Origin of the sequence: Stackebrandtia nassauensis DSM 44728 (assembly GCF_000024545.1) — a bacterium.
Lineage (GTDB): Bacteria > Actinomycetota > Actinomycetes > Mycobacteriales > Micromonosporaceae > Stackebrandtia > Stackebrandtia nassauensis.
In genome coordinates, this window is the sequence record NC_013947.1 from 102,432 (window position 1) to 129,430 (window position 26,999).

Here is a 26,999-nt window from a genome sequence, read left to right on the forward strand (position 1 = left end):
ACGATAAACACCATGACCGAGATGACGGTAGGTGTCGGCTCCGGCGTCGGCGAGTTCGCCGACATGGTGCTCAACATCGGTCCCCAGCACCCGTCCACTCACGGCGTCCTGCGGCTCAAGCTCACCCTCGACGGTGAGCGCGTCACCGGCTGCGAACCCGTCGTCGGCTACATGCACCGCGGCGCCGAGAAACTGTTCGAGGTGCGCGACTACCGCCAGATCCTGATGCTCGCCAACCGGCACGACTGGCTGTCGGCCTTCTGCTCCGAACTCGGCGTCGCACTGGCCGTGGAACGGCTCATGGGCATCGAGGTCCCCGAACGCGCCGTGTGGCTGCGCACCGCGCTGGCCGAACTCAACCGCGTCCTCAACCACCTGATGTTCCTGGGTTCCTACCCGCTGGAGATCGGGGCGATCACGCCGATGTTCTACGCGTTCCGGGAACGCGAGACGCTGCAGGCGGTGTTCGAGGAGGCCAGCGGCGGCCGGATGCACTACATGTTCAACCGGATCGGCGGGCTCAAGGAGGAGGTGCCCTCCGGCTGGACCTCGCGGGCCCGGCAGGCCATCGGCGAGGTGCGCCGGGGAATGTCCGATGTCGACGACATCATCCGGACCAACGAGATCTTCGCCGCCCGCACCAAGGGCGTCGGTGTCCTGTCCGCCGAGACCGCCGCCGCCTACGGCGTCTCCGGACCGGTGGCCCGCGCCTCCGGCCTCGACTTCGACCTGCGCCGCGACGAGCCCTACCTCGCCTATGGCGAGCTCGACGTCCCCGTCGTCACCCGCACCGCCGGTGACTGTCACGCCCGCTTCGGCTGCCTGCTCGACCAGGTCTACGTCTCGCTCGACCTGGCCGAGAAGTGCCTCAACCGGGTGGACGCGATCGGCGGCCCCGTCAACGTCCGGCTGCCCAAAGTGGTCAAAGCCCCCGAGGGCGCGACCTACGCCTGGACCGAGAACCCGTTGGGCGTCAACGGTTACTACCTGGTCTCGCGCGGCGAGAAGACCCCGTGGCGGCTCAAGCTGCGCACCGCGTCCTACGCGAACGTGCAGGCGCTGTCGACGCTGCTGGTGGGCTGTCTGGTGCCCGACCTGGTGGCGATCCTGGGCTCGATGTTCTTCGTCGTGGGTGACATCGACAAATAGGACGGTCAGTCGCCCTTCGCCAGCGCCTTGCCGAGCACCGCGCGGATGTGGGCGGGATCGGCCTCGCGGTCGTCGAGCAGCAGTGCCGTGCACAGGCCGTCGGACAGCGCGACGAAGGTCTCGATCGCGTCCGGGTCGTCGGTCTGGGTGCGCGCCATTTCCGCGACGTTCTCGCGCCAGCGCCGGGCCGCCGGACGCAGCGCGGGCCGCCGGGCTGCCAGAGTGGACAGTTCCCGTTCGGCGAGCGCGCGTTCCCTTCCCGGTCCGGCGGAGTCGGCGATGAGCTGCGCCAGTCCGGCGATCTTGTCCGGCTCGGTGTCGATGATCTCGCGGATGCGCCGGGTGTAGCTGTCCGCGACGCTGGTCAGCGCCGCCACCAGCAGGGCGTCCAGGGTGTCGAAGTAGTACAGCGTCAGGCTGGTGGTGATCCCGGCTTCCTTGGCGACGGTGCGGTGCGTGACCCCGGCGGCGCCGTCGCGGTGCACGACGGTGAGCGTCGCCTCGATGATCTGGGCGCGGCGCAGGTGCCCGCGCAGTTTGCGCCCGTCGACTTGGTCACCGGCCATCGTCCCTCCCTGCCGCAGAGGCTATCGGTTCGGGGGCTTCGGACGCGGCGGCACCCAGCCGGGGCAGTCGCCGCAACGCGAGGAGACACGCCAGCCCGGCCGCGGCGATCGCGACGCCCGCGACGAGCGCGGCGAGGTTGAGCCCGTCGGTGAACGCGAGTTTCGCCTGCGCCAGTGCCCCGTCCGGAAGCTGGTCCGCGACGGCCACCGCCCCGGACAGGCTGTCGCCGTAGGCCGCTTCCGTGTCGCCGTCGAGACCGGGCGCGCGGTCGACCCCGGCCCGGTAGACGGCCGTGGTGAGACTGCCCAGTACCGCCACGCCCGCCGCGATGCCAAGCTCCTGAACGGTTTCCGACAGCGACGCGGCCGAGCCGGCCTTGTGCGGCGGCGCCGCGCTGACGACGATGTCGGTGCCCAGCGCGGCGATGACGCCGAGCGCCAGGTAGACGAAGGCGAAGCCGCCGATCACCCCGACGCGGCTGTCGGTTCCGGCGAGGCCGAGCAGGACGTATCCCAGCAGCGACAACGCCAGCGTGGCGGCCATGAGGACGCCGGGCGACACCCGGCGGGCCAGCAGCGGCGCACCCACCGCGCCGAGCAGCATCGCGGCGGCGGGCGGCCCCATCCACAGCCCGGCCGTGGTCGGCGACAGTTCCTCGACGAGTTGCAGGTACTGGGTGACCAGGAACATCACGCCGCCGAAACCGATCAGCCCGACCAGCAGCACGACCAGGGCGACCCGGAAGGTCCGGTCGCGAAACAGCCGCAGCTCCAGAAGCGGTGTCCGCAACCGGTTCTGGCGCCGGACGAACCCGATCGACGCGACCGTCGTGAAGAGCGCGGCGAGGCCGACTTCGACGGTGAGACCGTCGGCGGCGGCGTGTTTGAGCGCGTAGAACGCGGGCAACAGCGCCGCCAGCGACAGCCCGACACTCGCCACGTCGAGCCGGTCGCCACCCCGCGTCCGGTGCTCCGGCAACAGGAACGGGGCCAAGACCAGCACCAGCACCGCGACCGGGACGGCGATCAGGAACACCGCGCCCCACCAGTACTCGGCGACCAGCGCGCCGCCGACGACCGGTCCGGCGGCCATGCCGACGGCGAACATGGTGGCCCACAGGCCGATCGCCAGCGCCCGCTGCCGAGCGTCGGTGAACATGTCGCTGATGAGCGACAGGGTCGAGGGCATCAACGTCGCCCCCGCGACACCGAGCAGCGCCCGGGCCGCGATCAACAGCCCGGCACTGGGGGCGAAGGCCGCCAGCACCGAGACAGCGCCGAAGCCGACCATCCCGATCAACAGCAGCCGCCGTCTCCCGATCCGGTCGCCCAGGGTGCCCATGGTGATGAGGAATCCCGCGATGAGGAACCCGTAGGCGTCCATGATCCACAGTGTCTGGGTGGCGCTCGGCCGCAGATCGGCCGCGATGTCGGGCACGACAAGGTACAGCGCGGTCACGTCGAGCCCCAGCAGCATGGTCGGCAGGGCCAGCAGCCCCAGGCCGCACCACGGACGCCATCCGGCCGATTCGGTTTCCACGACGCCTCCCAAATAGTTGAACTATCGTACTAGTAGTACGATAGTTCAACTATTTGGATACGACAAACCGAGCGGCCCGAAGCCGCTCGGTCAGAAGGGTTCAGCGACGGCTGTCGCCGTAATAGGTGTCCATGTAGGACCCGCCGCTTCGGCTGTCACCGCGCGAGCGTGACTCCCCGGACGCGTACTCGCGCCGCCGGGTCGAACCCGTGGTGTGCCGCGACGGGATCTCGCCGCTGTCATCGTCCTCGCGATAGTGCCGCGACGGGATCACGCCGTCGAGTTCGTCCGGTTCCCGGTAATGACGGCCCCTGCCACCGGCCGGATCCGAGCCGTTGGTCCGGGACGCCCGCGGCTGCGCACCCGAGTCGGCGTCGTTGCCGCGCGAGGCCCGTGGCTGCGAACCGGAGTTGTACACCTCGTCGGACCAGCCGTTCTCCACCCCGCGTGCCCGGCGCGAGGTGCCACGACTCGGCGTCGTCGGCTCCGCCTCGGCCCGCCAGGCCTCGACCGCCTGGCCGCTGCCGTGACGGTTGGAACGCCGGTCCCGGCCCTCGTTCTCGTAGCCCGACACCGGATAGTCGTCCTCCCAACGCTGCCGGGGCACCGCGGTGGTCTCGGCGACGTAACCACTCGTCGGTTCCCGCTCCTCCCTGGCCCGCGAGTAGGGATCGGCCGAACCCTGCGCCACCGGGCGCGGTCGCCGATCGTCCTGCTGCTGCTCCTCGTACGCGGGCAGCTCGCGCGGCGGCCGGGGGGTGGCCGAGGCGACCGCCTTGACCGGCTCGTGGCCACCGAGCGCGGCGCGGCGCACCTCGTTGCGCAGTTCGTTGATCGCGCGCCGGGTCTCGGCCTCCGCGTCGGCCATGTTGGCGTACAGGTCACGCTCCACAAGGGTCACGTCAGTGCGCAGCGCGACCGACAGCCCGATCAGGACCACGGAGCCCAGGCCCAGGATCAAGGCGAACTTGATCGTGAAGCCGGAGTCTCCGACCAACAGAATCAACGCCGCGAGGGGAGCGAAGCCGAACCCTGTCCAAAACAGCATCGACAGAGTCTTTGCCTGCCGCCACTTGGGGGCGCTGGTGCGGCTTACTGACATACCGCCACACCTTACTACCCATTCGGGCGACCGACGCCGCCCGAACGAAGGTTAACCGCCTGGTTAACGCCATGTCTACGATCTTTCCATCATGGACAACTGAGTGAACGAGCGGTACCCCAGGGCGATATGCCAGGTGGACGAAACTGGGAGCGTCGAGAATCACCAGGTCGGCGCGCTTCCCCACGGCCACAACGCCAAGATCATCTCGCCGCAGCGCCCGCGCCCCACCGGCCGTCGCCGCCCACAGCGCCTGCTCCACGGTCATCCCCATGTCCCGCACCGCGAACGCGATCATGAGCGGCATCGAGGACGAATAACACGAACCCGGGTTGCAATCGCTGGCCAGAGCCACCGTCACCCCCGCGTCCAACAGCCGCTTGGCGTCCGGGAACGGTGATCTTGTGGAGAATTCCACACCCGGAAGCAACGTGGCGACGGTGTCACCGTCGGCCAGCGCCTCGACGTCGGCGTCCGACAGAAAAGTGCAGTGGTCCACCGACGCGGCACCCAACTCGACGGCCAACCGCACCCCGGGCCCGTGCTGCAACTGGTTGCCGTGCACCCGCAACCCCAACCCGGCATCCCGGGCCGCGGTGAGGATCTCGCGCGCCTGCTCGACGTCGAAGGCACCCCGGTCGCAGAAGACGTCGGCCCAGCGCGCGTACGGCAGGCACGACATCAACATGTCCCCGGCCACCAGCGCCGTGTACTCGTCGGCATCGGCCTCCGGCGGCACGATGTGCCCACCCAGGTACGTCGTCTCCGACGTGAACTCCGACGCGATCCGCAACGCCCGCGCCTCGTCGTCGACGGTCAACCCGTACCCGCTCTTGATCTCCACCGTCGTGGTGCCCTGCCGCAACATCTCGGCGCGGTGCTTCCGGACGTTGGCGCGCAGGGTCTCGTCGTCGGCACCGCGCACCGCGGCCACCGTGGTCCTGATACCGCCCGCGGTGTACGGCCGCCCGGCCATCCGGGCGGCGAACTCCGCCGAACGATCCCCGGTGAACACCAGATGTGAATGGCTGTCGACGAATCCGGGTATCACCGCCCTGCCCCCGGCGTCGACGCGTTCGTCGCAGGACGGCGCGTCGCCGCTGGGGCCGACCCAGGCGATCTCATACCCGTCGATCGCGACGGCCGCGTCCGACAGCGGTTCACCCACGCAGGTGGACAGCTCGCCGATGTTGTCGACGAGCAGGCTCATGACTCCCTCATCGGGACGCGGACGCCTCGCTCGTGCGCGACCTGTTCGGCGCGTTCGTATCCGGCGTCCACGTGCCGCATCACCCCGGAGCCGGGGTCGTTGGTCAGGACCCGGGCGATCTTCTCGGCCGCCAGCGGGGTGCCGTCGGCCACCGTCACCTGTCCGGAGTGGATGGAGCGGCCCATGCCGACCCCGCCGCCGTGGTGGATCGAGACCCAGGTGGCGCCGGAGGAGGTGTTGAGCATCGCGTTGAGCAGTGGCCAGTCCGCGATCGCGTCCGATCCGTCCTTCATGGACTCGGTTTCGCGGTACGGGGACGCGACGCTGCCGGTGTCCAGGTGGTCGCGGCCGATCGCGATCGGCGCCGAGATGGTGCCGTCGGCGACCAGCTCGTTGAACCGCTCCCCGGCCTTGTCCCGCTCGCCGTAGCCCAGCCAGCAGATCCGCGACGGCAGGCCCTGGAACGCCACCCGCTCCCCGGCCAGCCGGATCCAGCGGGCCAGCGATTCGTTCTCCGGGAACAACTCCAGGATCGCCTGGTCGGTGGCGGCGATGTCCTTCGGGTCGCCCGACAGCGCCGCCCACCGGAACGGGCCCTTGCCCTCGCAGAACAGCGGCCGGATGTAGGCGGGCACGAAACCGGGGAAGTCGAAGGCGCGGTCGTAGCCGCCCAGTTTCGCCTCACCGCGGATCGAGTTGCCGTAGTCGAACACGACCGCGCCGCCGTCCTGGAACTCCACCATGGCCTGCACGTGCTTGGCCATCGCGGCCCGCGCCCGGTCGGTGAACTCCTCCGGCTTCTTGGCCGCGTAGTCGGGGGCGTCGCCCAGGTCGATGCCGTCGGGCACATATGCGAGCGGGTCGTGGGCGGAGGTCTGGTCGGTGACGATGTCGACCGGCACCCCCATGCGCAGGATCTGCGGCACCAGCAGCGCGGCGTTGCCCACCAGGCCCACCGACAGCGGCTTCTTTTCCTGTTTCGCCTCGGTGGCCAGCCGCACCGCCTCGTCCAGGTCGGCGGCGACCACGTCCAGGTACCGGGTCTCGACCCGGCGCCGCAGCCGGGTGGCGTCCACGTCGATGATCAGGCACACGCCGTCGTTCATGGTGACGGCCAGCGGCTGCGCGCCGCCCATGCCGCCGCACCCGGCGGTCAGGGTCAGGGTTCCGGCCAGGGTGCCGCCGAAGTGCTTGTTGGCCACCGCCGCGAAGGTCTCGTAGGTGCCCTGCAGGATGCCCTGCGTTCCGATGTAGATCCACGACCCGGCCGTCATCTGGCCGTACATCGTCAGACCGAGCTGCTCCAGCTTGCGAAACTCCGGCCAGGTCGCCCAGTCGCCGACGAGGTTCGAGTTCGCGATCAGCACCCGCGGCGCCCACTCGTGGGTTTGGAAGACCCCGACCGGCCTGCCGCTCTGCACCAGCATCGTCTCGTCGCCCCTGAGCGTGCGCATGGTGCGCAGCAGCGCGTCGAAGCTCTGCCAGTCCCGGGCGGCCTTACCGGTGCCGCCGTACACGACCAGGTCGTCGGGACGCTCGGCCACGTCGGGGTCCAGATTGTTCTGCAACATCCGGTACGGGGCCTCAATCTGCCAGTTCGCGCAGGTCAACTCGGTGCCGCGCGGGGCACGAACTTCTCTCGCTTCGCTCATGCCCCGAGAGTAACCGGGAGCCGATTCGCTGAATGGCGGCCTCGACCCGCCTCAACCCCGCCCGGCCGCGGCGGCGTCCAGGGCCGCGTCGACCATCCGCCGCACCCCGGCCCGGCCCTCCTCGCCGAGCCGCGACCCCAGCGCCCCGTCCAGCGCGGCGGCCAGGGTCTGGAAGGGGTCGTCGGGCGACAGGTCCGGCAGCGCGGCGGCCAGCTCGTCGACCGTCCACAATTCCTCCCCTTTGGACAGGTGCGGTCCCTTGGACCAGTTCCGGTTCACCAGCACCGTGCTGCCCCGCATCGACAGCACCTGGCCAGTCAGCCCACACTCCGCGGTGGCCAGGTACGCCACCAGCGGCGCGGACGTGACCGGCGCCGTCGGATCGAAGCCCTCGGCCCGGGGCTGCGGCATCCCGGCGACGTTCTCGGTCAACCGGGTCCGCACCATCGACGGCGACGAACAGTTCACCCGCACCCCGTACCGCCCCAGCTCCAGCGCGTGGATCAGCGTCATCGCCGCCACCCCCGCCTTGGCCGCCGCGTAGTTCGTCTGGGTCGGCAGCGGGTTCAGCAACCCCGACCCCGACGCGGTGTTGACCAGCGACCGATCCACCCGCTCACCCGCCTCGAACCGTTCGCGCCAGAACCGGGCCGCCCAGTGACTGACCGCGAACGTCCCCTTGAGACTCACCCCCACCACCGAGTCGAAGTCCGCCTCCGTCATGTCCACCAGCCCCAGGTTCCGCTCGGTGGCCGCGTTGTTCACGACCACGTGCAGGTCCCCGAACCCGTCCACGGCCGAGGCCACCGCCCGCCGCGCCCCGTCCCAGTCGGCGACGTCGTCGGTGTTGGCGATCGCCGCGCCGCCGTCCGCCCTGATGCTCGCGGCCACCGTCTCGGCCACCGAGGCGTCGGCCCCGGTCCCGTCGATGTCGACGCCCAGGTCATTGACCACGACCCGAGCCCCCTCGGCGGCGAAGTACCGCGCCACGGCCTCCCCGATCCCACGCCCCGCGCCGGTGATGAGAGCGATACGTCCGTCCAGATGTCCCATGACTCCTCCAATGCAGTTGATGAATTAATGCATCAACTGTAGCAATTCATTCGAAGTAGTAATCTGACCGCATGGAACCGGGCCTTCGGGAACGCAAGAAACAACGCACTCGCGACGCACTAGTGGCCGCCGCCGTCGACCTCTTCCAACGCCAGGGCTACGAACACACGACGGTGGCCCAGATCGCCGAGGCCGCCGAGCTGTCCACCCGCACCTTCTTCCTCCACTTCCCCACCAAAGAGGACGTTCTGCTGGCCAACACCGACCGCCGCATCGCCGCCGGGGTCCAGGCGATCACCACCCACCGGGCGAACACCCCGCTGGCCACCGTCCTGCTGACGGCGATGGAGCGCATGATCGACGACGCCGACCCCAGCGACCTCACCCAACTGCGGGCCCAGCTCCTCGTCCGAACCCCCGCCCTCCAGGCCCGCCTCTTCCAACGCCTCTTCTCCGGCCAAACCGCCCTCATCGACGCCCTCACCACCACCTTCGACGTCGATCGCGTCGAAGCGGCGGCCCGCGTCGGCGCCATGATCGGCGCGGTCAACGCCGCCACCCTCGCCAGCCTCGACCAGGGCGACCCCCCGTCCCGCCAACGCGAAGCGATGACCCGAGCCGCCCGCCTCGCCGTCACCCCACCGGCGTGACTCACGTCATTCCGCGAGCTGTCACATTCGGCCGAGCTGGTTTGTCTCAAGGGTGTATCCACCACAACCGACAAGGAGCACCCCATGAACGCTCGACTGAACGCCTTCGAGAACCCGGTCCTGGGCAAGGTCTTCAAGCACCTCATCGCGGCCAACAAATCGCTGGCCGACACCGGCCTGCCGCACACCACCCAGGAACTGGTCAAGATCCGCGCCAGCCAGATCAACAGCTGCGGCTTCTGCACCGACATGCACACCAAGGACGCCCTGGCCGCCGGTGAGACCCAACAGCGCCTCAACCTGGTCGCGGCCTGGCGCGAGGCCACGGTCTTCACCGACGCCGAACGCGCCGCCCTCGAACTCGCCGAGGAGGGCACCCGCATCGCCGACGCGGCGGGCGGCGTCTCGGAAGACGTGTGGGCCAACGCGGCCAAGCACTACGACGAGAACCAACTGGGCGCCCTGGTTTCGCTGATCGCGCTCATCAACGCGTTCAACCGCGGCAACGTCATCATCCAGCAGCCCGCCGGCGACTACCAGCCCGGCATGTTCGGGTAGTCGCGGTTCGCCCGCCTTCGCCGTCCCGCCCCTTCGGGGGCCGGACGGCGCATTCGTGAACTGAGCGTCCACTTCGGTTTTCGGGGCGATGCCGGGGTGGGCGGGGCCTGATACCGTCGCGGCCATGTCCCGCGAGAGTCACCCGCTGCACCCGTCGTTCCGGTTGCCCGAGACGTTCACCGCGTTGGTCGAGTTCATCATGGACGGTCTGGATCCCGCGGACCCCGACGTGTGGCATTACGCGTCCTGGGCTGACAAGGGCGGCGACCTGTTCAGCGGTGACCTCAGCGCGGGCCTGCTGGGGAAGCCGGTCGGGGATGATCCGGCGGAGTTGTGTGGGGAGCTGCTGTACACGTTCCAGCCGTTGGAGATCCTGCCGTTCTGCTGGAACGGCGGGGACGGGTTGCACTACGGGTGGGCGGTGCTGGCACCCGAGCTGGAGGGTGACGACCATCCCTGTGTGTCCTTCGCGCCCGTTGACGACCACGCGGTCTGGTTGGGCGACGATACGAAGCAGGCGCTGGAGAACCTGTTGGCCGGGTCGATGGCGAGCTGGCGGGAGCGGGGGCGTGAGCAGGGGCTGGACGCGCCGGACACCGATGAGCGGTGGGGTGCTGTGTGCCGGGCGCTGGATTTGCGGCCCGACCTGGATTCCGGGTTGATCAGCCCGGGGGCGCGGTCGAAGCGGGTGCTGGAGCCGCGGGTGCCCGAGGGGTGGCGGTATGAGGCGACGTCGGACGGGATCGGGGTGTTGGCACCGCAGTCGGCGTTCGCGCCCGAGACCGTTCAGGTGGATCAGCCGTGGGACTTCGAGCAGTGGCGGGTGGTCGCGCGGGTGTACCTCGATGAGGGGCGGCCCGGTTCGGCGTTGGCGGTGCTCAAGTCGCTGTCGTATTACGACCGGGGGACGGTGGAGCTGATGGGTGAGGCGTATCGGCGGTTGGGGCGGGAGACGCACGCTGAGCGGGCCGAACTGTGGCTTCGGTTGCACGCGACCGACTGAGGATCGGGGCCGTTTTCTGGCCGGATTCCGAACTGTGGTCGAGAGTGAATCCTGAGTAAGTATGGGTTTCCGGGTTCTGGCAAGGTGTCATCGTGGAGGTTGACGAAATACTTGAATGCCTCGTCGCCTTGGAAACCGGCGCACGGCAACAGAAACCGGACGAATCCCGATACGTCCTGATCGAGACCGAGTGGGACGGCGAGTCCTCCGGCACCTGGTCGGCATCCGACGATCCGGTGTCGCGGTCGCTTGTACTGGACGCGCTCGCGTCCAAAGTGTACGAATATGGGGACCTGCTGGCGGAGCTCGACGACGACGAGCACCCGCTGCTGGCCAGCGTCTCCTCACCGGAACGAAAGGCCCTGGCCCAGGTGTTGCTGGGCCTGCAGGAGGCGTTCCAGCCGTTGAGTGATGTGCCCGTCGGCAACCCGTTCCTCGACGACGCCACCACCTCACAGGGTGCCGCGCGCCCCGTGGTGGTCGTGCGCGACGCGGAGTCGCAGGGACTCGACTTCACCTGGGCCGTCATGGAACTGGCTCCCCGGGCCGAGCCCGAGGGTGACGATCGTGCCCTGCTGGCCGCCACCGCGCGCGGGGATGACGACGCCATCGCGGCGGCGCTGCGCTCGGGTGCCGACGCGAACGCGCTCGACGCCGAGGGCATGACGCCGCTGCACCACGCGGTCGCGCATCGCAGGCTTGAAGCGGTGGCGATGCTGCTCAAGGCGGGTGCCGATCCCAACGCGCAGGCCGATTTCCGCAACGCTCCCTGCTTCGCGAGTCTCGACGGGCAGGGGCGGGTGCACCCCGGGGCGGCTCGTATCGATGACGACGAGCACTGGTGGATCATCGGCGAGCTGTTGGAGGGCGGTGCGGACGTCAACGCCCTCGACCCGCGCGGCAGCACCCTGGTCGACCTGGCGATCGCGACCGTGCCGTACCCGGACCAGGTCGTCGCCTACCTGCGGGACCGGGGTGGGCGGCACGCGAGTCTCGCGCGCCGCGAGTTCACCGAGCACCTGAGTAGACTGTCCCCTGGGGATTGGGATCGGCAGGCGGTGAGCGTCAACGAGGTGCGGTACCTGTTGGAGAATGAGGGCCCCGTGGTCGTCACCGACGCGCTGCACCTGTTGCTGAAGCGGGAGTGGACCGAGGACGAGGTCTCGGCCGAGACCCTGTTCGAGCTGACGGATCTGCTGCTGAGTCACGGCGCGCGCGACAACGTCGCCACGGGTCAAAATCCGCTCGATCGGGCATACGAACTGTTCGGTAACGGGAAGCGTCCACAGTATCAAGTGGTGACGTACCGGTTGCGGAAGGCCGGTTTCGCCCGGTCGATCCGGTCCATGTTGGAATGGCTTCCCGAGGGCGATGTCGCGGCACAGCGCGCGCATCTGGCCGAGCTGCGGGAGCGGCTGGAAGCCTCGGGACCGCAGCCGGAGGCGTTGTACTGGCTGCTGTCCCCGCGCGGGTGGTCCGAGCACGAGATCGGCGGCGAGTTCTTCGGCGAACTGATCGACGTGCTGCTGAGCCACGGTGGCCAGAACGTCGTGGTGAATGGACGCACTCCGCTTGGCTGGTCCCGGATCTGGCTCGGCCGGGGCGGGCACCCGCAGTACCGGATCGTGGTGGACCGGTTGCTGGCGGCGGGGTTCACGTACTCCGCGCGCGACTACCTCGACCGGATCCCGCTCGGTGACGTCGAGGAGCAGCGGGAGTTCCTCCCCGAGCTGCGGGAGCGGCTGGAAGCCGAAGGGCCGCAACCCGAGGCGATGCACTGGCTGCTGTCGCCCAACAGCAAGTGGTCGCCCGACGAGGTCTCGGGCGAGATCATGGGCGAGCTGACGGAGCTGTTGCTGGAGTACGGGGGCCGGGACACCGACGTGAACGGCACCCGGCCGTTGGATCGGGCGATCAACCGGGTCAAGCACGACGGGCTCGCGAACTACCAGCCGGTCGTGAACCGGTTGCGGGCCGCGGGATTCCGCCGAGGCGGCCAAACGTAGGGAAACGAGAAAGCCCGCCCCGGATGACACGGGGCGGGCCCCGCGCCGGGCCTCCCTCAAGTCCCGACGCTGGGTTGGCCGATGCCGTGCGACGAACCACTTCTCGCACGGAACCGGCAGTTCAGCCGCTCACCTGGACCAGCCCGTCCTTGAGCTTGCCCGGGTCGTCGCCGAAGGCCACCATGGACAGATCCGGGACCTTCGGGGCCAGCAGCGACTGGTTCCCCATGCCGAACAACGCCGAGAACCCGTTCAGGCGGTCGAGTTTCTCGCCCCACACGATCGAGGCGATGTCCGAGGTTCCCTTCTGCAGCACCTTGATCAGCTCGTCCTCCATGGTGGTGATCTGCTCCTTGAGCTTCTCCAGCGCGTTCTTGAAGTTCTCCTCCACCTTGTCGGGGTAGTCGGCGGCCAGCTCGCTCTCCTCGTCCTCGCCGACCTTGTCGGAGCCGACGGCGATACCGCCCGAGACCAGCGCGCTGGCGATGCCCGCTCCCGCCGCCGCGGCGGGCGCGAACGCGGACAGCACGGCGGTGCCTAGGCCGAAGGCGGCGCTGAGCACCGTCAGCAGCGTCTTCAGGTCGCTGGCGCTGATGCCGTCGGCCTGTTCGAAGGCGGTGACGGCCTTCTCGCCCAGGTCCTTCAGGTTCTCGCGGGCCTTGCCGTAGATGTCGCGCATCGCCTGGAGACCGTCGTGCGTCACCAGCGTGACCGCGCCCTGGTTGGCGGCGATGTGCGAACCGATCGGCTCCAGGTAGTCCATCTTGAACGAGTCGGCCAGCGCGCCCTTCCAGCCGCCCTCGCCCAAAAACTGCTTGGTGGTGTCGATGCGGCCCTGGACGATCCCGTTTTTGATCTCGGTCTCGCCGACCGCCTGGCCCAGGTCGGAGGCGATCTCGTCCAGGGCTTTGAGCATGTCGTCGAAGTCCCACGGCGACGGCTTCAGGAAGTCGTCGAACGCGGTTCCCAGCCACTCGGCCTGACTCCTGATCCCGTCGAGCTGGTCCAGGTAGTTGCCGTAGGTGTCGGGGTCGTAGGACTTCAGGATCTTGGTGTTCGCCCTGATGGCGGCACCCTTGATCTTTCCGGCCAGCTTCTTGAGCTCCTCGTCGGACGGGAACTCGGAGTCGTTGCGTCCCATGAATTCCAGCCCCCTACTTGTCGCCGTCTTGGTCGACGTGGTCCGGGTCGGAGATCCCCTCGTCCAGGTAGCCCTGGAACTCCTTGCCGGCCTCGGTCAGGCCCTTGGCGTTGTCGCCGTCGACGTATTTGAACTGGTCGATGGCGATGTCGAGCGCCTTCGACGCGCCGTCCAGGGATCCCTGGGTGCGGGACAGCAGGTACTCGGAGTGCTGCCGCAGTTCCTCCCAGGCCGCGAAGCACCGGCCGAAGGTCTTGTCGTCGCCACCGGCGACCTTGTTCTTGTGGGTCTCCAGCGCCTTGTTGTACACCTCTTCCACGGTGGGCAGTCCCTTGTGGGCCACCTCCCACAGCGCGTAGATGTCGCCGCCGGTGACGGGTTCGTTGGTCGCCATGTCGGTTCCTTCGGTCTGGGGGCTCGTGATCAGCGGGGCAAGTGCTTGTCGCGCAACATCATCAGCTTGTGCCGGTGGTCGCGCATCGCGGCGGTGAAACCACTTTCGAGCTCGGCGGCGAACCCAAACTCATCCAAAGTAGACAACGTGCCGTCGCGGACGACGACGTTCCAGTCCCGCAACCCGGTGTGCGACACGTGGACGCGGTGACCGGCGGACATGCCCTCGCAGCGGGTCCGGTCGCGTTCGGCCCGGTAGCGGCGGCCCGCGGTATCCCACGGCTGGTGCGGGACCGCCGGTTCGCCGGTGGCCTCGGCGACCGCCGCCTGCCGGGCCCGCCAGTACCGGGCCCACGCCGAGGCGACGAGCGCGGCCAGCTGACGTTCCAGGCCGCGTTCGGTGTAGCCGCGGTAGCCGCCGTCGCGGAAGTGGACGCTCAGTGCGGAGGTCGGCCGGAACACGCCCGTGATCTGGCCGTCCGGTGACGACGTCTCGATGCTGAGGCTGTCGAGCCTCTCGGCCAGGATTCCCATTGAATCGCTCCGTTTGAGCTTTGAATTCTTTGTTTTGGCGCCAGATCTGTCTGCTTTGCCACCATTATTAGCCCGTCGCTGTGGGTTTGGCAACAGCAAACCAAAAAAACGGGCAAGAATCTCCCACAGTGTCGGCGCGGCTATGGAACGTGACCGGGTTCGGGCCGCCGACACACGTCGCCCCCGGCGGCAGCTGTCGAGCGGCTGCCGCCGGGGGCGGTCGAATCGGACGGGCTCGCTACAGGTACTGCCCCGGTCCACCCGAGTGCTCGTCGTCGTTGGCCATCATCTGCACGCCCGGCGGCAGCTGGCTACCGGCGGGCAGCGCGGCCATGCCACCGCGTCGCATCTGCTCCAGCTGCATCCGCGCGGCCATCTGCTGTGCCATCAGCGCGGCCTGGATGCCGTGGAACAGCCCCTCCAGCCAGCCCACCAGCTGGGCCTGCGCGATCCGCAGCTCGGATTCCGAGGGCGTGGTGTCGTCGTCGAACGGCAGCGACAGCCGCTCCAGCTCCTCGCGCAGCTCCGGCGCGATGCCCTCCTCCAGCTCGGCGATCGAGCGGGCGTGGATCTCCTTGAGCCGCTTGCGTCCGGCCTCGTCGAGGGACGCGCTGCGCACCTCTTCCAGCAACTGCTTGACCATGCTGCCCACCCGCATCACCTTGGCGGGTTGTTCGACGAGCTTGGACGGGTCCTGCGGCTCGCCGGACTCCGGGTCAACGGTCATGGTGCCGACGGGCTTGCCGTCCGGACCCATCACCAGGACGGTCGCCTGTTCGGCCTCTTCGGCTTCCTCGGTGTCGGCGGTCTCTTCGGGCTCAACGACCTTGTCGGTGCCGGTGTTGTCGTCTGTCATGGTTTGGCGGTCCCCAATGGTTGTGGTGTGCGTTGTCGAGCGTAACTCTGTGGCTTCCCGGGGTGTCAACGGCGGAAACGTGTGAAGTCGGGAGCACGTTTCTCGGCGAAGGCGGTGGCCCCCTCGGCGGCCTCTTCGGTGTCGCTGAACACGTCCAGCCCGTCGAAGGCCAGGTGTGACAACCCGGACAGGTGGTCGGTGTCGGCGTTGAAGGAGTGTTTCAGGAATCGCAGCGCCGTGGGCGACTTGGCGTTGATCTTCGCGGCCCACTCCCGCGCGGTCGACAGCAGTTCGGCGGCCGGGGTGACCTCGTTGACCAGCCCCCACGACAGCGCCGTCGGCGCGTCGATCAGCTCGCACAGGTACCACAGCTGCCTGGCCCGTTTCTCGCCGATGACGCGGGCCAGGTACGCCGAGCCGAAACCGGCGTCGAAGCTGCCCACCTTCGGGCCCGACTGCCCGAACCGGGCGTGCTCGGCGGCGATGCTCAGGTCGCACAGCACGTGCAGGACGTGGCCGCCGCCGACCGCGACCCCGTTGACGGCCGCGATGACCGGCTTGGGGACGTCGCGGATCATGCGGTGCAGCCGCTCGATCTCGAAGGTCCCCCACTCGGTGGGGCCGTAGGAGCCGGTCTCGGCGCGCTCCTTCACGTCGCCACCGGCGCAGAACGCCCGGTCCCCGGCGCCGGTGAGGATGATGACGCCGACGTCCTTGGACGCCCAGGCGGTCTTGAAGCAGTAGATGAGCTCGTCAACGGTCTGGCCCCGGAAGGAGTTCATCCGATCAGGACGGTCAATGGTGATGACCGCGGTGCCGTCCGACACCTCGTAGGTCACGTCACTGAGTTCACGCATGCGGCAAACGTTAGAACACGCATCTGAAGCCCATGTGCCCAGTCGACGAGTCGGGAGTGTTGTGGGTGCGGGCCGCCACTCGGTAGCGGTTGCAGTACGAGTCGTGGCACAGGTACGAGCCACCCCGGATCACTTTGGACGTACCGGTGGCCGGGCCGGTCGGGTCACTGTCGCCGTCGCGCGCCGTGGTCCACCAGTCGGCGCACCACTCCCACACGTTGCCCGCCATCTGGTAGAGGCCATAACCGTTGGGGCGGAACGTCTTGACCGGCGCCGTGCCCAGATGCCCGTCCTCGGCGGTGTTGTGGCGCGGGAACGAGCCCTGCCAGATGTTGCAGCGGTGGGCGCCGCGCACCAGCAGTTCGTCGCCCCACGGGTACCGAGCTCCCGACAGGCCGCCGCGCGCCGCCGCCTCCCACTGCGCCTCGGTGGGAAGTCGCTTGCCCGCCCAGGCCGCGTAGGCCGCCGCGTCGCGCCACGACACGTGCGTCACCGGATGGTTCTGCACCGATGACATCGACGAACCGGGGCCGTGGGGCGCTCGCCAGCTGGCCCCACGCACCGCCAGCCACCACGGGGCACCGGGGACCGAGGCGTCCATGACGTGGCCGCGCGCCGTCGGCGCCACCAGCAAATGAAACACATAGGACCATCCTTCGCGCTCGGCGTCGGTGACGAAACCGGTTTCCCTCACGAACCGGGCGTACTCTACGTTCGTCACGCACACCGTGTCGATGTGGAAGGGGCTCAACCGAACCGGACGCGGCGGACCCTCGCCGTCGGTGGGGTTGGCGTCGACATCCTCTCCGCCCATGTCGAACTCGCCGACGTCGACGCGCACCATGCCGCGCCGCACCTTCGCGGGCTCCCGCTTCGGCACCGCGAAACCCCAGGCGTCCGCACCGTCCCCGGCCGCCGGATCCGGATTTTCCGGATCGCGAGCGGGTGCACAACACGAGTCCATGGCCATATTCTGTCGGCATGGCCGACCCCCGCGAAGTACTGACCCGCCCCGCCGAGCCGGGCATCACGATCGCCTACGGCGACGAACCCGACCAGGTCGTCGAACTGTTCCAGCCCAAGGGCGAGCCGAAGGCGACCGTGGTCGCCATCCACGGCGGCTTCTGGCGCGAGGCCTTCGACCGCACCCATCTGCGCCCGTTCTGCCACGGCCTGACCGCGGCCGGGTTCGCCGTCGTGTCACTGGAATACCGCCGCAGCGGCGGCGCGGGCGGCTGGCCGCAGACCTTCGAGGACATCGAGGCCGCCCTCGAACTGCTCGACGACGAACTCACCGAACACGACGTCGACCCCGACAACGTGATCCTCACCGGCCACTCCGCCGGCGGCCACCTGGCGCTCTTGGCGGCCGACCTGCCGTGGGCCGAACCGGACCTGACGTTCACGCCGCTGCTCCAGCCCGGCGGCGTCATGGTGGAGCGGGGCCAAAGCCGCCTGCGCGGCGTCGTCGCGCTGGCGCCGGTGTCCGACCTGCCGCGCTGCTACGTCGAACACCTGGGCGACGGTGCCGCGGCGGCCCTGATGGGCGGCGGTCCCGCCGACTTCCCGGCCGAGTACGCCGAGGCCGATCCGATGCGGCGGGAGCTGGGCGTTCCGGTGATGGTCGTGCATGGCGAGGCCGACGATCGGGTACCCGTACAGATGTCACGCGACTACGTCGTCCGCAGGAAGGCCGAACTTCGCGAACTCCCGGGAATCGGACACTTCGAGGTGATAGATCCACAATCGACTATTTGGCCAGAGGTGCTGGACGCCTTGAATTCACTCGTCTGACACCGCTTGCCGCGCGGCTGGGTGTAGGCTGGCTTGCGGTCCAGACAGCTAGAGACGGAAAGGTGGTGACCGTTGCCATGACCAACAAACGCAACGAGCCTCCGAGTACCTCGCCGCTGGACCGCCTTCGCCCCGGCGAGAAGTAAGCCATGGGTATGGACGGTGACCAGCGGGATTCCGACCCGAAGCAGCCACCTCAGCCACCGTCCGGCGAAGGAACCGTCCCCATGTCTGATTTCCGTGGCCTCGCCAAGCGAGCCCTGCGCAAGACCACCGGCCGCCGTGCCCACCACGAGCCCAAGCCCCCCGAGGCCGCCGCCGTCGAGCGCGCCCCGGTGCCCGGCTCCAGCCTCATCGACGCCGCCGTCTACCGCGACGGCCGCCGCGTCTCCACCCCGTCCTCGCTGGCCGAGACCTACCGCGAGGCGCGCTCTGACCCCGAGACCATGGCCTGGATCGGCCTCTACCGGCCTACCCCCGGCGAGCTGAAGTCGCTGGCCATCGAGTTCGACCTGCATCCGCTCGCCCTGGAAGACGCCCTGGAGGCCCACCAGCGCTCCAAGCTGGAGCGTTACGGGGACACCCTGTTCGTGGTACTGCGCGCCGCCCGCTACCTCGACGACGACGAGTCGGTCGACTTCGGCGAACTGCACATCTTCGTCGGGCCCGGCTTCGTCATCACGGTCCGGCACGGCGCCGCCCCCGACCTGGCGGTGGTGCGCAAGCGCATGGAGGCCGAACCCGAACTGCTGGCCCGGGGCCACGAGGCGGTGCTCTACGCGATCTTCGACGCCGTCGTCGACGGCTACGTCCCGGTCGTGGCCGGGCTGCAGAACGACATCGACGAGATCGAGACCGAGGTCTTCGGCGGCGACCCGCAGGTGTCGCGACGCATCTACGAACTGTCCCGCGAGGTGGTGCAGTTCCAGCGCGCCGTCCGCCCGCTGTCGGGGATGCTGCGCGGCCTCATCAGCGGCTTCGAGAAGTACGGCATCGACGAGGAGCTGCGCCGCTACCTGCGCGACGTCGCCGACCACGCGGTGTCGGTGATGGAACAGGTCGACAGCTTCCGGCAGGCGCTGGCCGACATCCTCACCGTCAACGCCACCCTGGTCGCGCAGCAGCAGAACGCGAAGATGCAGGAGATGACGGAGACGAGCCTGGCGCAGAACGACGAGATCAAGAAGATCTCGTCCTGGGCGGCGATCCTGTTCGCACCGACCCTCATCGGCACCGTCTACGGCATGAACTTCGACTACATGCCCGAGACGCACTGGAAGGTCGGCTACCCGATGGCGATCGTGGCGATGGCCGCGACCTGTGTGACCCTGTACCTGATCTTCAAGCGCCGCAACTGGCTCTGAGGGCCTGGGCGGGGATCCCGTTTCCTGCTGCGCGCCCACCAGGCGGCGCCTGTCTGCGTTGTCGGCACTCCGACATCCAACACCGGGATGCCGGAGCACCTCCGCCTTGCCATGCATCCACCTGGAGGCCGCTCGCGACGGAAGAGGACCCCCGCCCAGGCCCTAGAACTCCGGGTCGCCGGGCAGCGCCAGCCGCACGGTGCCGTTGTCGATCACCGCGCGGGGCGTGATCGGCGTCAGGTCGCGGTCCTCGGCGACGGTCAGGACGCTGTCGACCGAGTTGAAGCCGGACAGCTCCGTCAGCGTCACCGCCGTCGGCGGCAGCATCTGGTCATTGTGGTCGGCCAGCGCCCGTTTGGGCGGCAGCCAGCCCGCCCAGTCGGCCTCGCCGCTGATGTCCAGCGGCTGGGCGCCCTCGGGCAGCCGGGCCACGTAGAACCAGGTGTCGTAGCGGCGCGGCTCGAACTCCGGTGTCACCCAACGGCTCCAGGCGTGCAGTTCGGTCAGCCGCAGCCCGGTCTCCTCGCGCACCTCGCGCACCGCCGCCGACAGTACGTCTATGTCGGACGGATCCACGCGCCCGCCCGGGAACGCGTACATGCCGCCCGCGAACACCATGCTGGCCGCGCGCCGCAACATGTAGACCTCGACGCCGCCGGGCGCCCCGGCGGTGTAGGGCAGGTCGCGCAGGATCAACACGGTCGCCGCCCGGCGCGGTTCCACCGGGGTGCCGCCGCTGTTGTAGAAGTGCCTGGCGTGGGCGGCCAGCGCGTTGGGAAGCGTCCGAACGATCCCATCGTCCTCAGTCAACGTGAACCACCACCGCCATGCCCTGGCCGACACCGATGCAGGCCGCCGCGACACCGTAGCCGCCGCCGCGTCGGCGCAACTGATCACACAGGTCCATGATGACTCGTGGTGCCGACGCTCCCAAGGGATGACCGTACGCGATCGCGCCGCCGTTCGGGTTGACCCGGTTGACGTCCACCTCCGGCAGCAGGTGCAGGCAGGACAGCACCATCGCCGAGAACGCCTCGTTCAGCTCCCACACCGCGATGTCGCGGAAGTGCAGGCCCGCCTTGAACAGCGCCTTGTTGATCGCGTCCACCGGCGCCACCGCGAACCGCTCCGGCGACACCCCGACCGTCGCCGAGGACACCAGCCGCGCCATCGGGTTCTCGCCGGGGTCGCGCGACACCAGCACCGCCGCGGCCCCGTCGGAGATCGGCGAGGAGTTCCCGGCGGTCACGGTCCCGTCCACGGTGAACGCGGGCTTCAGGCCCGCCAGCTTCTCCCGGTTGGTGTCGGCGCGGACGCACTCGTCGCGCGGCACACCGTCCACATGCATCACCCGTTGCGCGTGCAGTCCCTTGTCCCACGCGTCCTGCGCTCGCAGGTGGCTGCGCAGCGCCCAGGTGTCCTGGGCCTCGCGGCCGATCCCGTACTCGGCGGCGAGGTTCTGCGCGCACTCGCCCAGCGAGTCCACCCATGCCCGCGCGAACTTCGGGTTCGGCAGCCGCCACCCCACCTGGGTCGGCACCAGCGACAGGTTGCGCGGAAACGCGGTGTCCGGGCGGGGCAGCACGAACGGCGCCCGCGACATCGACTCCACCCCACCGGCGACGACCCGCTCGGCGTCGCCGCTGGCGACCTGCCGGGCGGCCAGCACGATCGCCTCGGCACCCGAGGCGCACAGCCGGTTGACGGTCACGCCCGGCACCGTCACCGGCAGGTCGGCTAGCAGCGCGGCCATCCGGGCCACGTTGCGGTTGTCCTCCCCGGCCTGGTTGGTGTCGCCGAGGATCACGTCGTCGATCGACGCCGGATCGACGTCCGGATTGCGGCGCAACAGTTCCGCGATCGGCATCGCCGCCAGGTCGTCGGTACGGATGTGCGACAGGCCCCCGGCGTGTCTGCCGAAGGGCGTGCGAACCGCGTCAATGAGGTAAGCCTCCACCTCCGGAACCCTACCGGCATCCGGCCGGACATTGATCGTCCGCGAGGCCGAACGCTGAAAAACCCGACGTATGCGTCGGATGTGCGCTGCGGTGTGCGGCCGGGACACTAGCCTTCGCCGCGCCAGGCCATCGATGCTCATCGAAGCCAAACGCGGGGTGCCTCACCCTGTGGGGGCGTGAGGGTAAGCGTGGGGGCGGGACCGCCGGTTCCGCCCCCACGTGGTCTCTGATGCGGCCGTCGTGCTCGGTGTCGTATGTGGAGAATCTGCGGGACAGTTTGCGGTCGAGGAATGTGGAGATCTGCACGGCGGAAACCTTTCCGTCCTGACACAGGGTGCCGGGGTGGTGACGACGGACTCAGGCTAGCAACCGTGACGCTCGCGGGCGCCCTGGCGAGCGGGGCGCCCGCGGCGGTTCAGCGCAGTTCGGCGGCGACGGCCTCGCCGATACCGGTCATGCCGATCCGGTTGGGGTGCAACGGTGTCGCCGGGGAGGTCGGGATCAGCGACTCGTACCAGCGGGTTCCGGTGGGGGCGCACAGGTTGCGGCCCTTCGTGGCCTCGCGGATGTCGATGAACTCGACGCCGTGTTCGGCCGACTGACGGGCCATCATGTCGTCGAGCCTGCCGATGGTGTCCTGGAGGTAGTCCGCGTCGCGGCTCCACACCGGCGTCTCGGGATAGCAGCCGCCGGGCTGGATGTAGGTGCCGTAACCCACCACGACGACGCGGGCGTTGGGGGCGTGTTCGCGGATGCCGTCCAGCATCTCGCCGAAGGCCGGTTCGAAGGCGTCGATCTTGGCGGCGAGCTGGTCGACGCCACCCGAGGTCAGTCGGTCCTTACAGGACTGTCCGGCGGGTTCGGGCAGCAGGTTCACGCATTTCAGGGCCTCGCCGACCAGCCCGACGTCGTTGCCGCCGATGGTGGTGGTCACCAGGTCGGTGGTGTCGGACAGCGCGTCGAACTGCGGCGGCGCGCTGCCGCCCAGCGGCAGTGACTGCGGATTGGCCATGTGTTCGGCGGTGGCCGCCGAGCAGCTGACGTCGGTCAGGTTCGCGACGCCGAGTTCGTCGGCGACTTCGACGGCCCAGTTGTTCGTGGAGCGGAGGCAACCGGGTTCACCGGTGTCCCAGTCGGGGATGAGGGGACCGGCGACGGACGAGTCGCCGAGGGCGACGTACTCGTCGATGGGGGCGGAGTGGGCGAAGGCGGGGGCGGGGGCGGATACCGCCAGGACGGCCAGGCACGCGGCGGCCGTCAGCGGAGTGCGTCGGCGCATGTGAATGTCTCTCTGTTGCCGGGGGCTATTGTCTTGGGCAACATGATCTGAGACACAGGCCGTCGTGTCTACTGGACACGCTCGTAGTTCTGCATTGGAAAAACTGTGAACACTCACAAAGAGGAGCCATTGCGGCTGGGAGGACAGGCCGTCGACGACTGGCTGGCGCGACGCTACGAGCGACTGGCGGCCGAACTGGTCGACGGTTTCGCCGCCACCATCCCGATCTACGGCCGGTTTCCGCCCGATCTGCGCCGGGACATCCTGTGGATAACCCGGCACAACCTGGACATGTTCATCGGGATGCTGCGGCAGCGGCAGGCCCCGTCGGCGGAGGACCTGGCGCCGCTGGCCGAGTCGGCCTCGCGGCGGGCCGAGGAGGGCGTGCCGCTGGCGGACGTGCTGACCGCCTACCACCAGGGGATCCGGGTGACGTGGACCCAGTGCGCGTCACTGGCCACACCGGACGATCACGACGACCTGGTCTCGGTGTCGACCCTCGTCTTCGAGTACCAGCAGATCGTGACCTCCGTGGTCGCGACCGCCTACGCCGAGGAACGGCAGAACATCCTGGGCCACGAACGCGAGGCCCGGCGGGCGCTGGTGACGGCGCTCCTGGACGGACAACCCGCCGAGGAGCTGGCCGAACGGGCCGGGGTGCACCTGGCGCCGGGCTATCTGGTGCTGTGCCTGAGCTTCGGTTCCGCCGAGGACAGCGACGGCCGCCGGGCGGCGATCAGCGACCGGCGCCGGGTCCGCGCGGTGGCGTCGGTGCTGGAGGTGTGGCCGCACGGGCAGGTGCTGACGATCCTCGACCCGCACGGCGGTACCGCGCTGCTGCCGATCAAGGCCACCGAACCGGGACGCACCGACGCCATCTCGCCCGCCGAACGCGCCTCGCTGCGGGAATCGTTGGCGGCGCTGGACTTCCCGGTGCTGGCCGCCGCGCATCTGTCCACGATCGAGCGAGTCCCGGTCGTCCACACCACCACCCGGGAGGTCGTCGACCTCGTGGAGCGGCTGGACTATCCGCCCGGCATCTACCAGCTCGCCGACGTGCTGCTGGAGTACCAGTTCACCCGGCCCGGCCCCGGCGCCGACGTCCTGGCCGAGCTGTTGGCGCCGCTGGAACGCGGCACCGAACTGGAGACCACACTGGAGACCTATCTGCGGCACGACCTCAGCCGCAACGCCACCGCCGCCGCCCTCAACGTCCACCCCAACACGCTCGACTACCGGCTGAACCGGATCGCGCGGCTCACCGGCCTCAACCCCAGCCGCCAGTCCGACCTCCACAAACTCACCGCCGCCCTCATCGCCCGCCGCCACACGCTCGGCTAGGTGCCGTCCGTCACCTCCTAACCTGGGCCCATGACGCGTTTGGACGGATTCAAGATCGTGGTGACGGCCGCCGGACGGGACTTCGGCCGGTCGCTGGCCATCGGCCTCGCCGAACGGGGCGCCGAGCTGTTCCTGTCGGCGCGCGACGTGGCCGCCGCCGAACGCACCCGCGCCGAGACCGGTCACCCGGATCGGGTGCACGCCTTCGGCTGCGACCTGTCGCGGCCGGACACGATCGCCGGTTTCGCCGAAGCGGTCGCCCAGCGCACCGATCACGTCGACGTCCTCATCAACAACGGCGCCCGCTACCTCGACGGCACGGAGCTGACCTCGGCGTCCGACGCCGACATCGCCGAGACCATCGCCTCGGGAGCCACCGGCACCGTGCTCGCGGCCAAGCACTTCCTGCCGCTGCTGCGGCGTTCCCAGCGACCGGACATCGTGACCATGGTGTCGGCCTGCGCCGATCCCGGGCACGATCGCTCGCTGGCCCATCCGGCCTTCTACGCCGCGAAGTCCGCCCAGGCGGGGTTCACCGAGATCCTGTCCCGCAGGCTGCGCCCCGAGGGCGTGCGGGTGATGTCGCTGTACCCGCCCGACTTCGACAACCCCGACCGGCTGTCCCCCGAATGGGATGCCACGCCGCGCACCGCCGCCGACCCGCTGACCGCCCAGTCGCTCATCGACTGCGTGCTGTTCGCGATCGGGCAGCCTCGCGACTGCTTCCTCAGGAGTCTCCACTTCGAACAGGTTCAGTAGGACGACCGCTCGCGGCAGCGGCAGCCTCGACCGTCGCGGAGGCGGCTGGCGACGGCTTGTCGCGCCGCTTGCTCAACGCCAGCACCGTCCCGACGGCGGCCAGCCCGATGCACAGCCACACGAACCAGTCGCCATACCGGCTGTACACGGTGGCCCCGGGACCTTGTGGCACCTCGGTGACCACCTCGGTGAACTCACCCGCCCCACCGGAGTCCTTCTCCGCCAACACCCGCCCATACCCGTCGGTGACGGTGAGAGTTCCGGTGCGGCCCGCCCAAGCCATCGACGACCCATTGGCGACCGTCTGAAGCACCCCGGCCCGCGCGTGCAACCAACCGTCATAACGCTCGTCCGCCGCCGGAACCAGCAGCGCCCGAGCCCCCGCCACCCCGTACTGCCGAGCCGGATTGGGAATGTTCAGGTCCGCGCAGATCGCGATCCCCACCCGCTTCCCGTGCCCCGGCTGAAAAGCCAGCTCCGTCCCCAGCGTGTTCGGCCCACCATCATGATGCTTGGTATACGTGACGACGTCACCCTTCGGCGGGATGACCAGCGCGTTGTTGTACTGCTTCGGCTCATCCTTGTACACCGCCCCCACCACAATGGTCAGATCCTTCTCCTTCGCCAGCCTCCGCATCGGCTCGACAAGCACACCAAGGCTCTCCTCGTCAGCGGTGAACTCGCCCTCCGGCAACACGACAGCCTCCACCCCGTCCGGCAGCGCCGCGATCCGCTTCTCGTACTTCGCCACCAGCTCCTCACCCGCAGGCTGATCGAGCCGCGCCCCCCAACCACTGTCGTTGTTGGACAGCAACGCCACGGTCTGACTCGGCCCCTCACCGCCGCCCACCAGCCGCCAGGCCCCCAGCCCCAGCACCAGTCCCGCGACGACGACGGCGACACCCGCTGTACGCCAGCGCGCCCCCGCGCCAACACTCGGCGCGAACAACGCCGCGATTCCCGCCGGTACGAACAGAACCAGGAACTCCAGTCCCCACATCCCGGTCACCGTCGTGGTTTGCAGCACCAACGGCACATCACCCTGCGCGCTGGCCAGGGTTCCCATGATCCCGGTCGGGTTGGAGACCGCCACGATCCACAGGACGACGGTCCACACGGCCGGAAGCGTCACCGCCGCCAACAATGCCCGCCCCCGCAGCAGCAACGCCCGGTACGGCAGCACACCCAGCGCGAAGGTCAGCGAGTACGCCAGCATGATCATCAAGCCCATCGGCCACAGTGGCGCGTCGCTGGGCGACGTGATGTACCAGATCAGGTTGTTCGTCGCTCCCACCAGGCCCGCCACCGCCGAGGTGAGGAACGCGGCCCTCGCCGATACCCGGGGTGCCAGCCACAGCACCGGCACCGGCGCCAGCCACGTCAAAGCGGCGACGGCATAGATACCGGTGCCGGAGTAGAGCAGCACCGCCGAGGCGGCCGTGGCGACAACAACAATCCACAGTGGGGTCTTACGAACGGCATCCATTGAGGACCCTTTCGGCGGTGCGCAGGCAGAGCGCGCGGAATTCGGTCTCGGGCATGCCGATCCGGCCGCCCAGGTACAAATCCACCAGTCCCATGCCGGTGGTGGCGATGGCCAGCGTGACCTCAAGCGGGTCATCGGACCGCAGCAGCCCGTCCCGCATCCCCTGCTCCACTGTGGCCAGCAGCGGCGCGAAGGCCGGGGACCGGTCGCCGCCGAAGTCCTGCGGGAACTGCCGGTTCCCGTCGCGGCGGTCGGTGAGCAGGAAGGTGTACAGGTTCGGCTTGGTCAGCGCGAAGTCCAGGAAGTCGTCCAGGTTGGCGCGCAGCCGGGTGTCGAAGTCGCCCAGCTGATCGCGTTCGCCCCAGGTCTTGCCCAGTTCGGCGAAGGCGTTGTCGGCCACGGTGCGCAGCAGCGTCTCGCGGTTGGGGAAGTGGCGGTAGCTGGCCATCGTCGTGACCCCGGCGTCGGCGGCGACCCGGCGCATCGTCACCGCCTTGGGTCCCTCGGCGATCAGGATCGCCAGTGCGGCCTCGGCGATGCGCTGGGCGGTGTCCGGCTTCGGCATGTGTACAACGTACACGCACCTGTGTACGTTGTACACATGAGCTATATGTGATACCCGTCTCAGCAAAGCCCCGTCTCAAACCCACTCAACAGCAGGCCCAATGCTCACCATGCGAATTGTCGATGCGATTTGACCGTTTCCAGAAGCGGACTGGCGCGTTACTTAGGACGGAGGAGCCTTAGT

The 26,999-nt window shown here is 69.1% G+C and carries 25 protein-coding genes and 1 pseudogene; 9 read left to right on the forward strand and 17 right to left on the reverse strand.

What is annotated here, in order from left to right; translation table 11 throughout:
• Window positions 1–12 precede the first annotated feature (12 nt).
• Complete coding sequence (locus SNAS_RS00480) at window positions 13–1,149, forward strand: NADH-quinone oxidoreductase subunit D (RefSeq protein WP_013015387.1); 1,137 nt, start codon at window positions 13–15, stop codon at window positions 1,147–1,149.
• Between the two features lie 5 nt (window positions 1,150–1,154).
• On the opposite strand, the gene SNAS_RS00485 is transcribed toward SNAS_RS00480, so the two are convergent.
• The 6 genes and pseudogenes from SNAS_RS00485 to SNAS_RS00510 form a co-directional block, all read right to left on the reverse strand.
• A complete protein-coding gene (locus tag SNAS_RS00485) occupies window positions 1,155–1,715 on the reverse strand; it encodes a TetR/AcrR family transcriptional regulator (RefSeq protein ID WP_013015388.1) in 561 nt (186 codons plus the stop codon).
• Window positions 1,705–3,192 carry an MFS transporter gene (locus SNAS_RS00490; protein WP_083787300.1) on the reverse strand — a complete coding sequence of 496 codons (1,488 nt, stop codon included), beginning with the start codon at window positions 3,190–3,192 and terminating at the stop codon, window positions 1,705–1,707. Before SNAS_RS00490 ends, SNAS_RS00485 begins: the two co-directional genes overlap by 11 nt.
• 163 nt (window positions 3,193–3,355) lie before the next feature.
• A complete protein-coding gene (locus SNAS_RS35555) occupies window positions 3,356–4,261 on the reverse strand; it encodes a hypothetical protein (RefSeq protein WP_169313835.1) in 906 nt (301 codons plus the stop codon).
• A gap of 178 nt (window positions 4,262–4,439) precedes the next feature.
• Window positions 4,440–5,567 (reverse strand): annotated as a pseudogene (gene hutI / locus SNAS_RS00500) (imidazolonepropionase); the annotation flags it as partial.
• The gene (hutU, locus tag SNAS_RS00505) at window positions 5,564–7,219 is read right to left on the reverse strand and encodes a urocanate hydratase (RefSeq protein ID WP_013015392.1); all 1,656 of its coding nucleotides are present in this window, start codon (window positions 7,217–7,219) and stop codon (window positions 5,564–5,566) included. The pseudogene hutI and the gene hutU, both read right to left, overlap by 4 nt.
• A 51-nt stretch (window positions 7,220–7,270) precedes the next feature.
• A complete protein-coding gene (locus SNAS_RS00510) occupies window positions 7,271–8,272 on the reverse strand; it encodes an SDR family NAD(P)-dependent oxidoreductase (RefSeq protein WP_013015393.1) in 1,002 nt (333 codons plus the stop codon).
• 71 nt (window positions 8,273–8,343) lie between these two features.
• On the opposite strand from SNAS_RS00510, the gene SNAS_RS00515 reads away from it, so the two are divergent.
• From SNAS_RS00515 to SNAS_RS32165, 4 genes are all read left to right on the forward strand, one after another.
• Complete coding sequence (locus SNAS_RS00515; protein ID WP_013015394.1) at window positions 8,344–8,922, forward strand: TetR/AcrR family transcriptional regulator; 579 nt, start codon at window positions 8,344–8,346, stop codon at window positions 8,920–8,922.
• 84 nt (window positions 8,923–9,006) lie between these two features.
• Window positions 9,007–9,480, forward strand: a complete 474-nt coding sequence (locus SNAS_RS00520) for a carboxymuconolactone decarboxylase family protein (RefSeq protein WP_013015395.1) — start codon at window positions 9,007–9,009, stop codon at window positions 9,478–9,480.
• A gap of 124 nt (window positions 9,481–9,604) precedes the next feature.
• Window positions 9,605–10,483, forward strand: coding sequence for a hypothetical protein (locus SNAS_RS00525; RefSeq protein WP_013015396.1), 879 nt, complete (start codon window positions 9,605–9,607; stop codon window positions 10,481–10,483).
• A 92-nt stretch (window positions 10,484–10,575) separates the two neighbouring features.
• Window positions 10,576–12,489 (forward strand): ankyrin repeat domain-containing protein, encoded by a 1,914-nt coding sequence (locus SNAS_RS32165; protein WP_013015397.1) that lies wholly within the window; start codon window positions 10,576–10,578, stop codon window positions 12,487–12,489.
• A gap of 121 nt (window positions 12,490–12,610) precedes the next feature.
• Here SNAS_RS32165 and SNAS_RS00535 read toward each other — a convergent pair whose 3' ends face one another.
• The 6 genes from SNAS_RS00535 to SNAS_RS00560 all read right to left on the reverse strand — a co-directional run bounded on the left by SNAS_RS00535 (window position 12,611) and on the right by SNAS_RS00560 (window position 17,240).
• Window positions 12,611–13,630, reverse strand: a complete 1,020-nt coding sequence (locus tag SNAS_RS00535) for a hypothetical protein (protein ID WP_013015398.1) — start codon at window positions 13,628–13,630, stop codon at window positions 12,611–12,613.
• Window positions 13,631–13,643: 13 nt separating this feature from the next.
• Window positions 13,644–14,024 carry a hypothetical protein gene (locus tag SNAS_RS00540; protein ID WP_013015399.1) on the reverse strand — a complete coding sequence of 127 codons (381 nt, stop codon included), beginning with the start codon at window positions 14,022–14,024 and terminating at the stop codon, window positions 13,644–13,646.
• A 29-nt stretch (window positions 14,025–14,053) separates the two neighbouring features.
• Window positions 14,054–14,557, reverse strand: coding sequence for a hypothetical protein (locus SNAS_RS00545; protein ID WP_013015400.1), 504 nt, complete (start codon window positions 14,555–14,557; stop codon window positions 14,054–14,056).
• 238 nt (window positions 14,558–14,795) lie between these two features.
• Window positions 14,796–15,413 carry a bacterial proteasome activator family protein gene (locus tag SNAS_RS00550; protein WP_013015401.1) on the reverse strand — a complete coding sequence of 206 codons (618 nt, stop codon included), beginning with the start codon at window positions 15,411–15,413 and terminating at the stop codon, window positions 14,796–14,798.
• 65 nt (window positions 15,414–15,478) lie between these two features.
• Complete coding sequence (locus SNAS_RS00555) at window positions 15,479–16,270, reverse strand: enoyl-CoA hydratase-related protein (RefSeq protein ID WP_013015402.1); 792 nt, start codon at window positions 16,268–16,270, stop codon at window positions 15,479–15,481.
• Window positions 16,271–16,280: 10 nt separating this feature from the next.
• The gene (locus SNAS_RS00560) at window positions 16,281–17,240 is read right to left on the reverse strand and encodes a formylglycine-generating enzyme family protein (protein ID WP_013015403.1); all 960 of its coding nucleotides are present in this window, start codon (window positions 17,238–17,240) and stop codon (window positions 16,281–16,283) included.
• 11 nt (window positions 17,241–17,251) lie between these two features.
• Here SNAS_RS00560 and SNAS_RS00565 point away from each other — a divergent pair, with 11 nt between their 5' ends.
• Window positions 17,252–18,064 (forward strand): alpha/beta hydrolase family protein, encoded by an 813-nt coding sequence (locus tag SNAS_RS00565; RefSeq protein WP_013015404.1) that lies wholly within the window; start codon window positions 17,252–17,254, stop codon window positions 18,062–18,064.
• A 227-nt stretch (window positions 18,065–18,291) separates the two neighbouring features.
• Window positions 18,292–19,428, forward strand: a complete 1,137-nt coding sequence (gene corA, locus SNAS_RS00570; RefSeq protein ID WP_013015405.1) for a magnesium/cobalt transporter CorA — start codon at window positions 18,292–18,294, stop codon at window positions 19,426–19,428.
• 162 nt (window positions 19,429–19,590) lie between these two features.
• Here the strand turns inward: corA and SNAS_RS00575 are convergent, their stop codons facing one another.
• The 3 genes from SNAS_RS00575 to SNAS_RS00585 all read right to left on the reverse strand — a co-directional run bounded on the left by SNAS_RS00575 (window position 19,591) and on the right by SNAS_RS00585 (window position 22,665).
• The gene (locus SNAS_RS00575) at window positions 19,591–20,238 is read right to left on the reverse strand and encodes an NUDIX hydrolase (RefSeq protein WP_013015406.1); all 648 of its coding nucleotides are present in this window, start codon (window positions 20,236–20,238) and stop codon (window positions 19,591–19,593) included.
• Complete coding sequence (locus tag SNAS_RS00580; RefSeq protein WP_013015407.1) at window positions 20,231–21,385, reverse strand: thiolase family protein; 1,155 nt, start codon at window positions 21,383–21,385, stop codon at window positions 20,231–20,233. Before SNAS_RS00580 ends, SNAS_RS00575 begins: the two co-directional genes overlap by 8 nt.
• 416 nt (window positions 21,386–21,801) lie before the next feature.
• Entirely contained in the window at window positions 21,802–22,665 is an 864-nt protein-coding gene (locus tag SNAS_RS00585) for an SGNH/GDSL hydrolase family protein (protein WP_013015408.1), read from the reverse strand.
• Between the two features lie 105 nt (window positions 22,666–22,770).
• On the opposite strand from SNAS_RS00585, the gene SNAS_RS00590 reads away from it, so the two are divergent.
• Together SNAS_RS00590 and SNAS_RS00595 are read left to right on the forward strand one after the other, a co-directional pair.
• Window positions 22,771–24,006: a PucR family transcriptional regulator gene (locus SNAS_RS00590; protein WP_013015409.1), complete on the forward strand. Its 1,236-nt coding sequence runs from the start codon at window positions 22,771–22,773 to the stop codon at window positions 24,004–24,006.
• Between the two features lie 30 nt (window positions 24,007–24,036).
• Complete coding sequence (locus SNAS_RS00595; RefSeq protein ID WP_013015410.1) at window positions 24,037–24,765, forward strand: SDR family oxidoreductase; 729 nt, start codon at window positions 24,037–24,039, stop codon at window positions 24,763–24,765.
• On the opposite strand, the gene SNAS_RS00600 is transcribed toward SNAS_RS00595, so the two are convergent.
• Complete coding sequence (locus tag SNAS_RS00600) at window positions 24,734–26,251, reverse strand: nitrilase-related carbon-nitrogen hydrolase (protein WP_013015411.1); 1,518 nt, start codon at window positions 26,249–26,251, stop codon at window positions 24,734–24,736. The two genes, SNAS_RS00595 and SNAS_RS00600, sit on opposite strands and share 32 nt — an antisense overlap.
• Window positions 26,235–26,816 carry a TetR/AcrR family transcriptional regulator gene (locus SNAS_RS00605; protein WP_013015412.1) on the reverse strand — a complete coding sequence of 194 codons (582 nt, stop codon included), beginning with the start codon at window positions 26,814–26,816 and terminating at the stop codon, window positions 26,235–26,237. The genes SNAS_RS00600 and SNAS_RS00605 overlap by 17 nt, the downstream gene beginning before the upstream one ends.
• Window positions 26,817–26,999: the final 183 nt, after the last annotated feature.

Bases quoted from the DNA above. Each gene is read 5' to 3' on its own strand.
- SNAS_RS00480 (WP_013015387.1), top strand. From the start codon at position 13: ATGACCGAGATGACGGTAGGTGTCGGCTCCGGCGTCGGCGAGTTCGCC.
- SNAS_RS00485 (WP_013015388.1), bottom strand. From the start codon at position 1,715: ATGGCCGGTGACCAAGTCGACGGGCGCAAACTGCGCGGGCACCTGCGC.
- SNAS_RS00490 (WP_083787300.1), bottom strand. From the start codon at position 3,192: ATGCTGCTGGGGCTCGACGTGACCGCGCTGTACCTTGTCGTGCCCGAC.
- hutU (WP_013015392.1), bottom strand. From the start codon at position 7,219: ATGAGCGAAGCGAGAGAAGTTCGTGCCCCGCGCGGCACCGAGTTGACC.
- SNAS_RS00510 (WP_013015393.1), bottom strand. From the start codon at position 8,272: ATGGGACATCTGGACGGACGTATCGCTCTCATCACCGGCGCGGGGCGT.
- SNAS_RS00515 (WP_013015394.1), top strand. From the start codon at position 8,344: ATGGAACCGGGCCTTCGGGAACGCAAGAAACAACGCACTCGCGACGCA.
- SNAS_RS00520 (WP_013015395.1), top strand. From the start codon at position 9,007: ATGAACGCTCGACTGAACGCCTTCGAGAACCCGGTCCTGGGCAAGGTC.
- SNAS_RS00525 (WP_013015396.1), top strand. From the start codon at position 9,605: ATGTCCCGCGAGAGTCACCCGCTGCACCCGTCGTTCCGGTTGCCCGAG.
- SNAS_RS00535 (WP_013015398.1), bottom strand. From the start codon at position 13,630: ATGGGACGCAACGACTCCGAGTTCCCGTCCGACGAGGAGCTCAAGAAG.
- SNAS_RS00540 (WP_013015399.1), bottom strand. From the start codon at position 14,024: ATGGCGACCAACGAACCCGTCACCGGCGGCGACATCTACGCGCTGTGG.
- SNAS_RS00545 (WP_013015400.1), bottom strand. From the start codon at position 14,557: ATGGGAATCCTGGCCGAGAGGCTCGACAGCCTCAGCATCGAGACGTCG.
- SNAS_RS00550 (WP_013015401.1), bottom strand. From the start codon at position 15,413: ATGACAGACGACAACACCGGCACCGACAAGGTCGTTGAGCCCGAAGAG.
- SNAS_RS00555 (WP_013015402.1), bottom strand. From the start codon at position 16,270: ATGCGTGAACTCAGTGACGTGACCTACGAGGTGTCGGACGGCACCGCG.
- SNAS_RS00560 (WP_013015403.1), bottom strand. From the start codon at position 17,240: ATGGCCATGGACTCGTGTTGTGCACCCGCTCGCGATCCGGAAAATCCG.
- SNAS_RS00565 (WP_013015404.1), top strand. From the start codon at position 17,252: ATGGCCGACCCCCGCGAAGTACTGACCCGCCCCGCCGAGCCGGGCATC.
- corA (WP_013015405.1), top strand. From the start codon at position 18,292: ATGTCTGATTTCCGTGGCCTCGCCAAGCGAGCCCTGCGCAAGACCACC.
- SNAS_RS00585 (WP_013015408.1), bottom strand. From the start codon at position 22,665: ATGCGCCGACGCACTCCGCTGACGGCCGCCGCGTGCCTGGCCGTCCTG.
- SNAS_RS00595 (WP_013015410.1), top strand. From the start codon at position 24,037: ATGACGCGTTTGGACGGATTCAAGATCGTGGTGACGGCCGCCGGACGG.
- SNAS_RS00600 (WP_013015411.1), bottom strand. From the start codon at position 26,251: ATGGATGCCGTTCGTAAGACCCCACTGTGGATTGTTGTTGTCGCCACG.
- SNAS_RS00605 (WP_013015412.1), bottom strand. From the start codon at position 26,816: ATGCCGAAGCCGGACACCGCCCAGCGCATCGCCGAGGCCGCACTGGCG.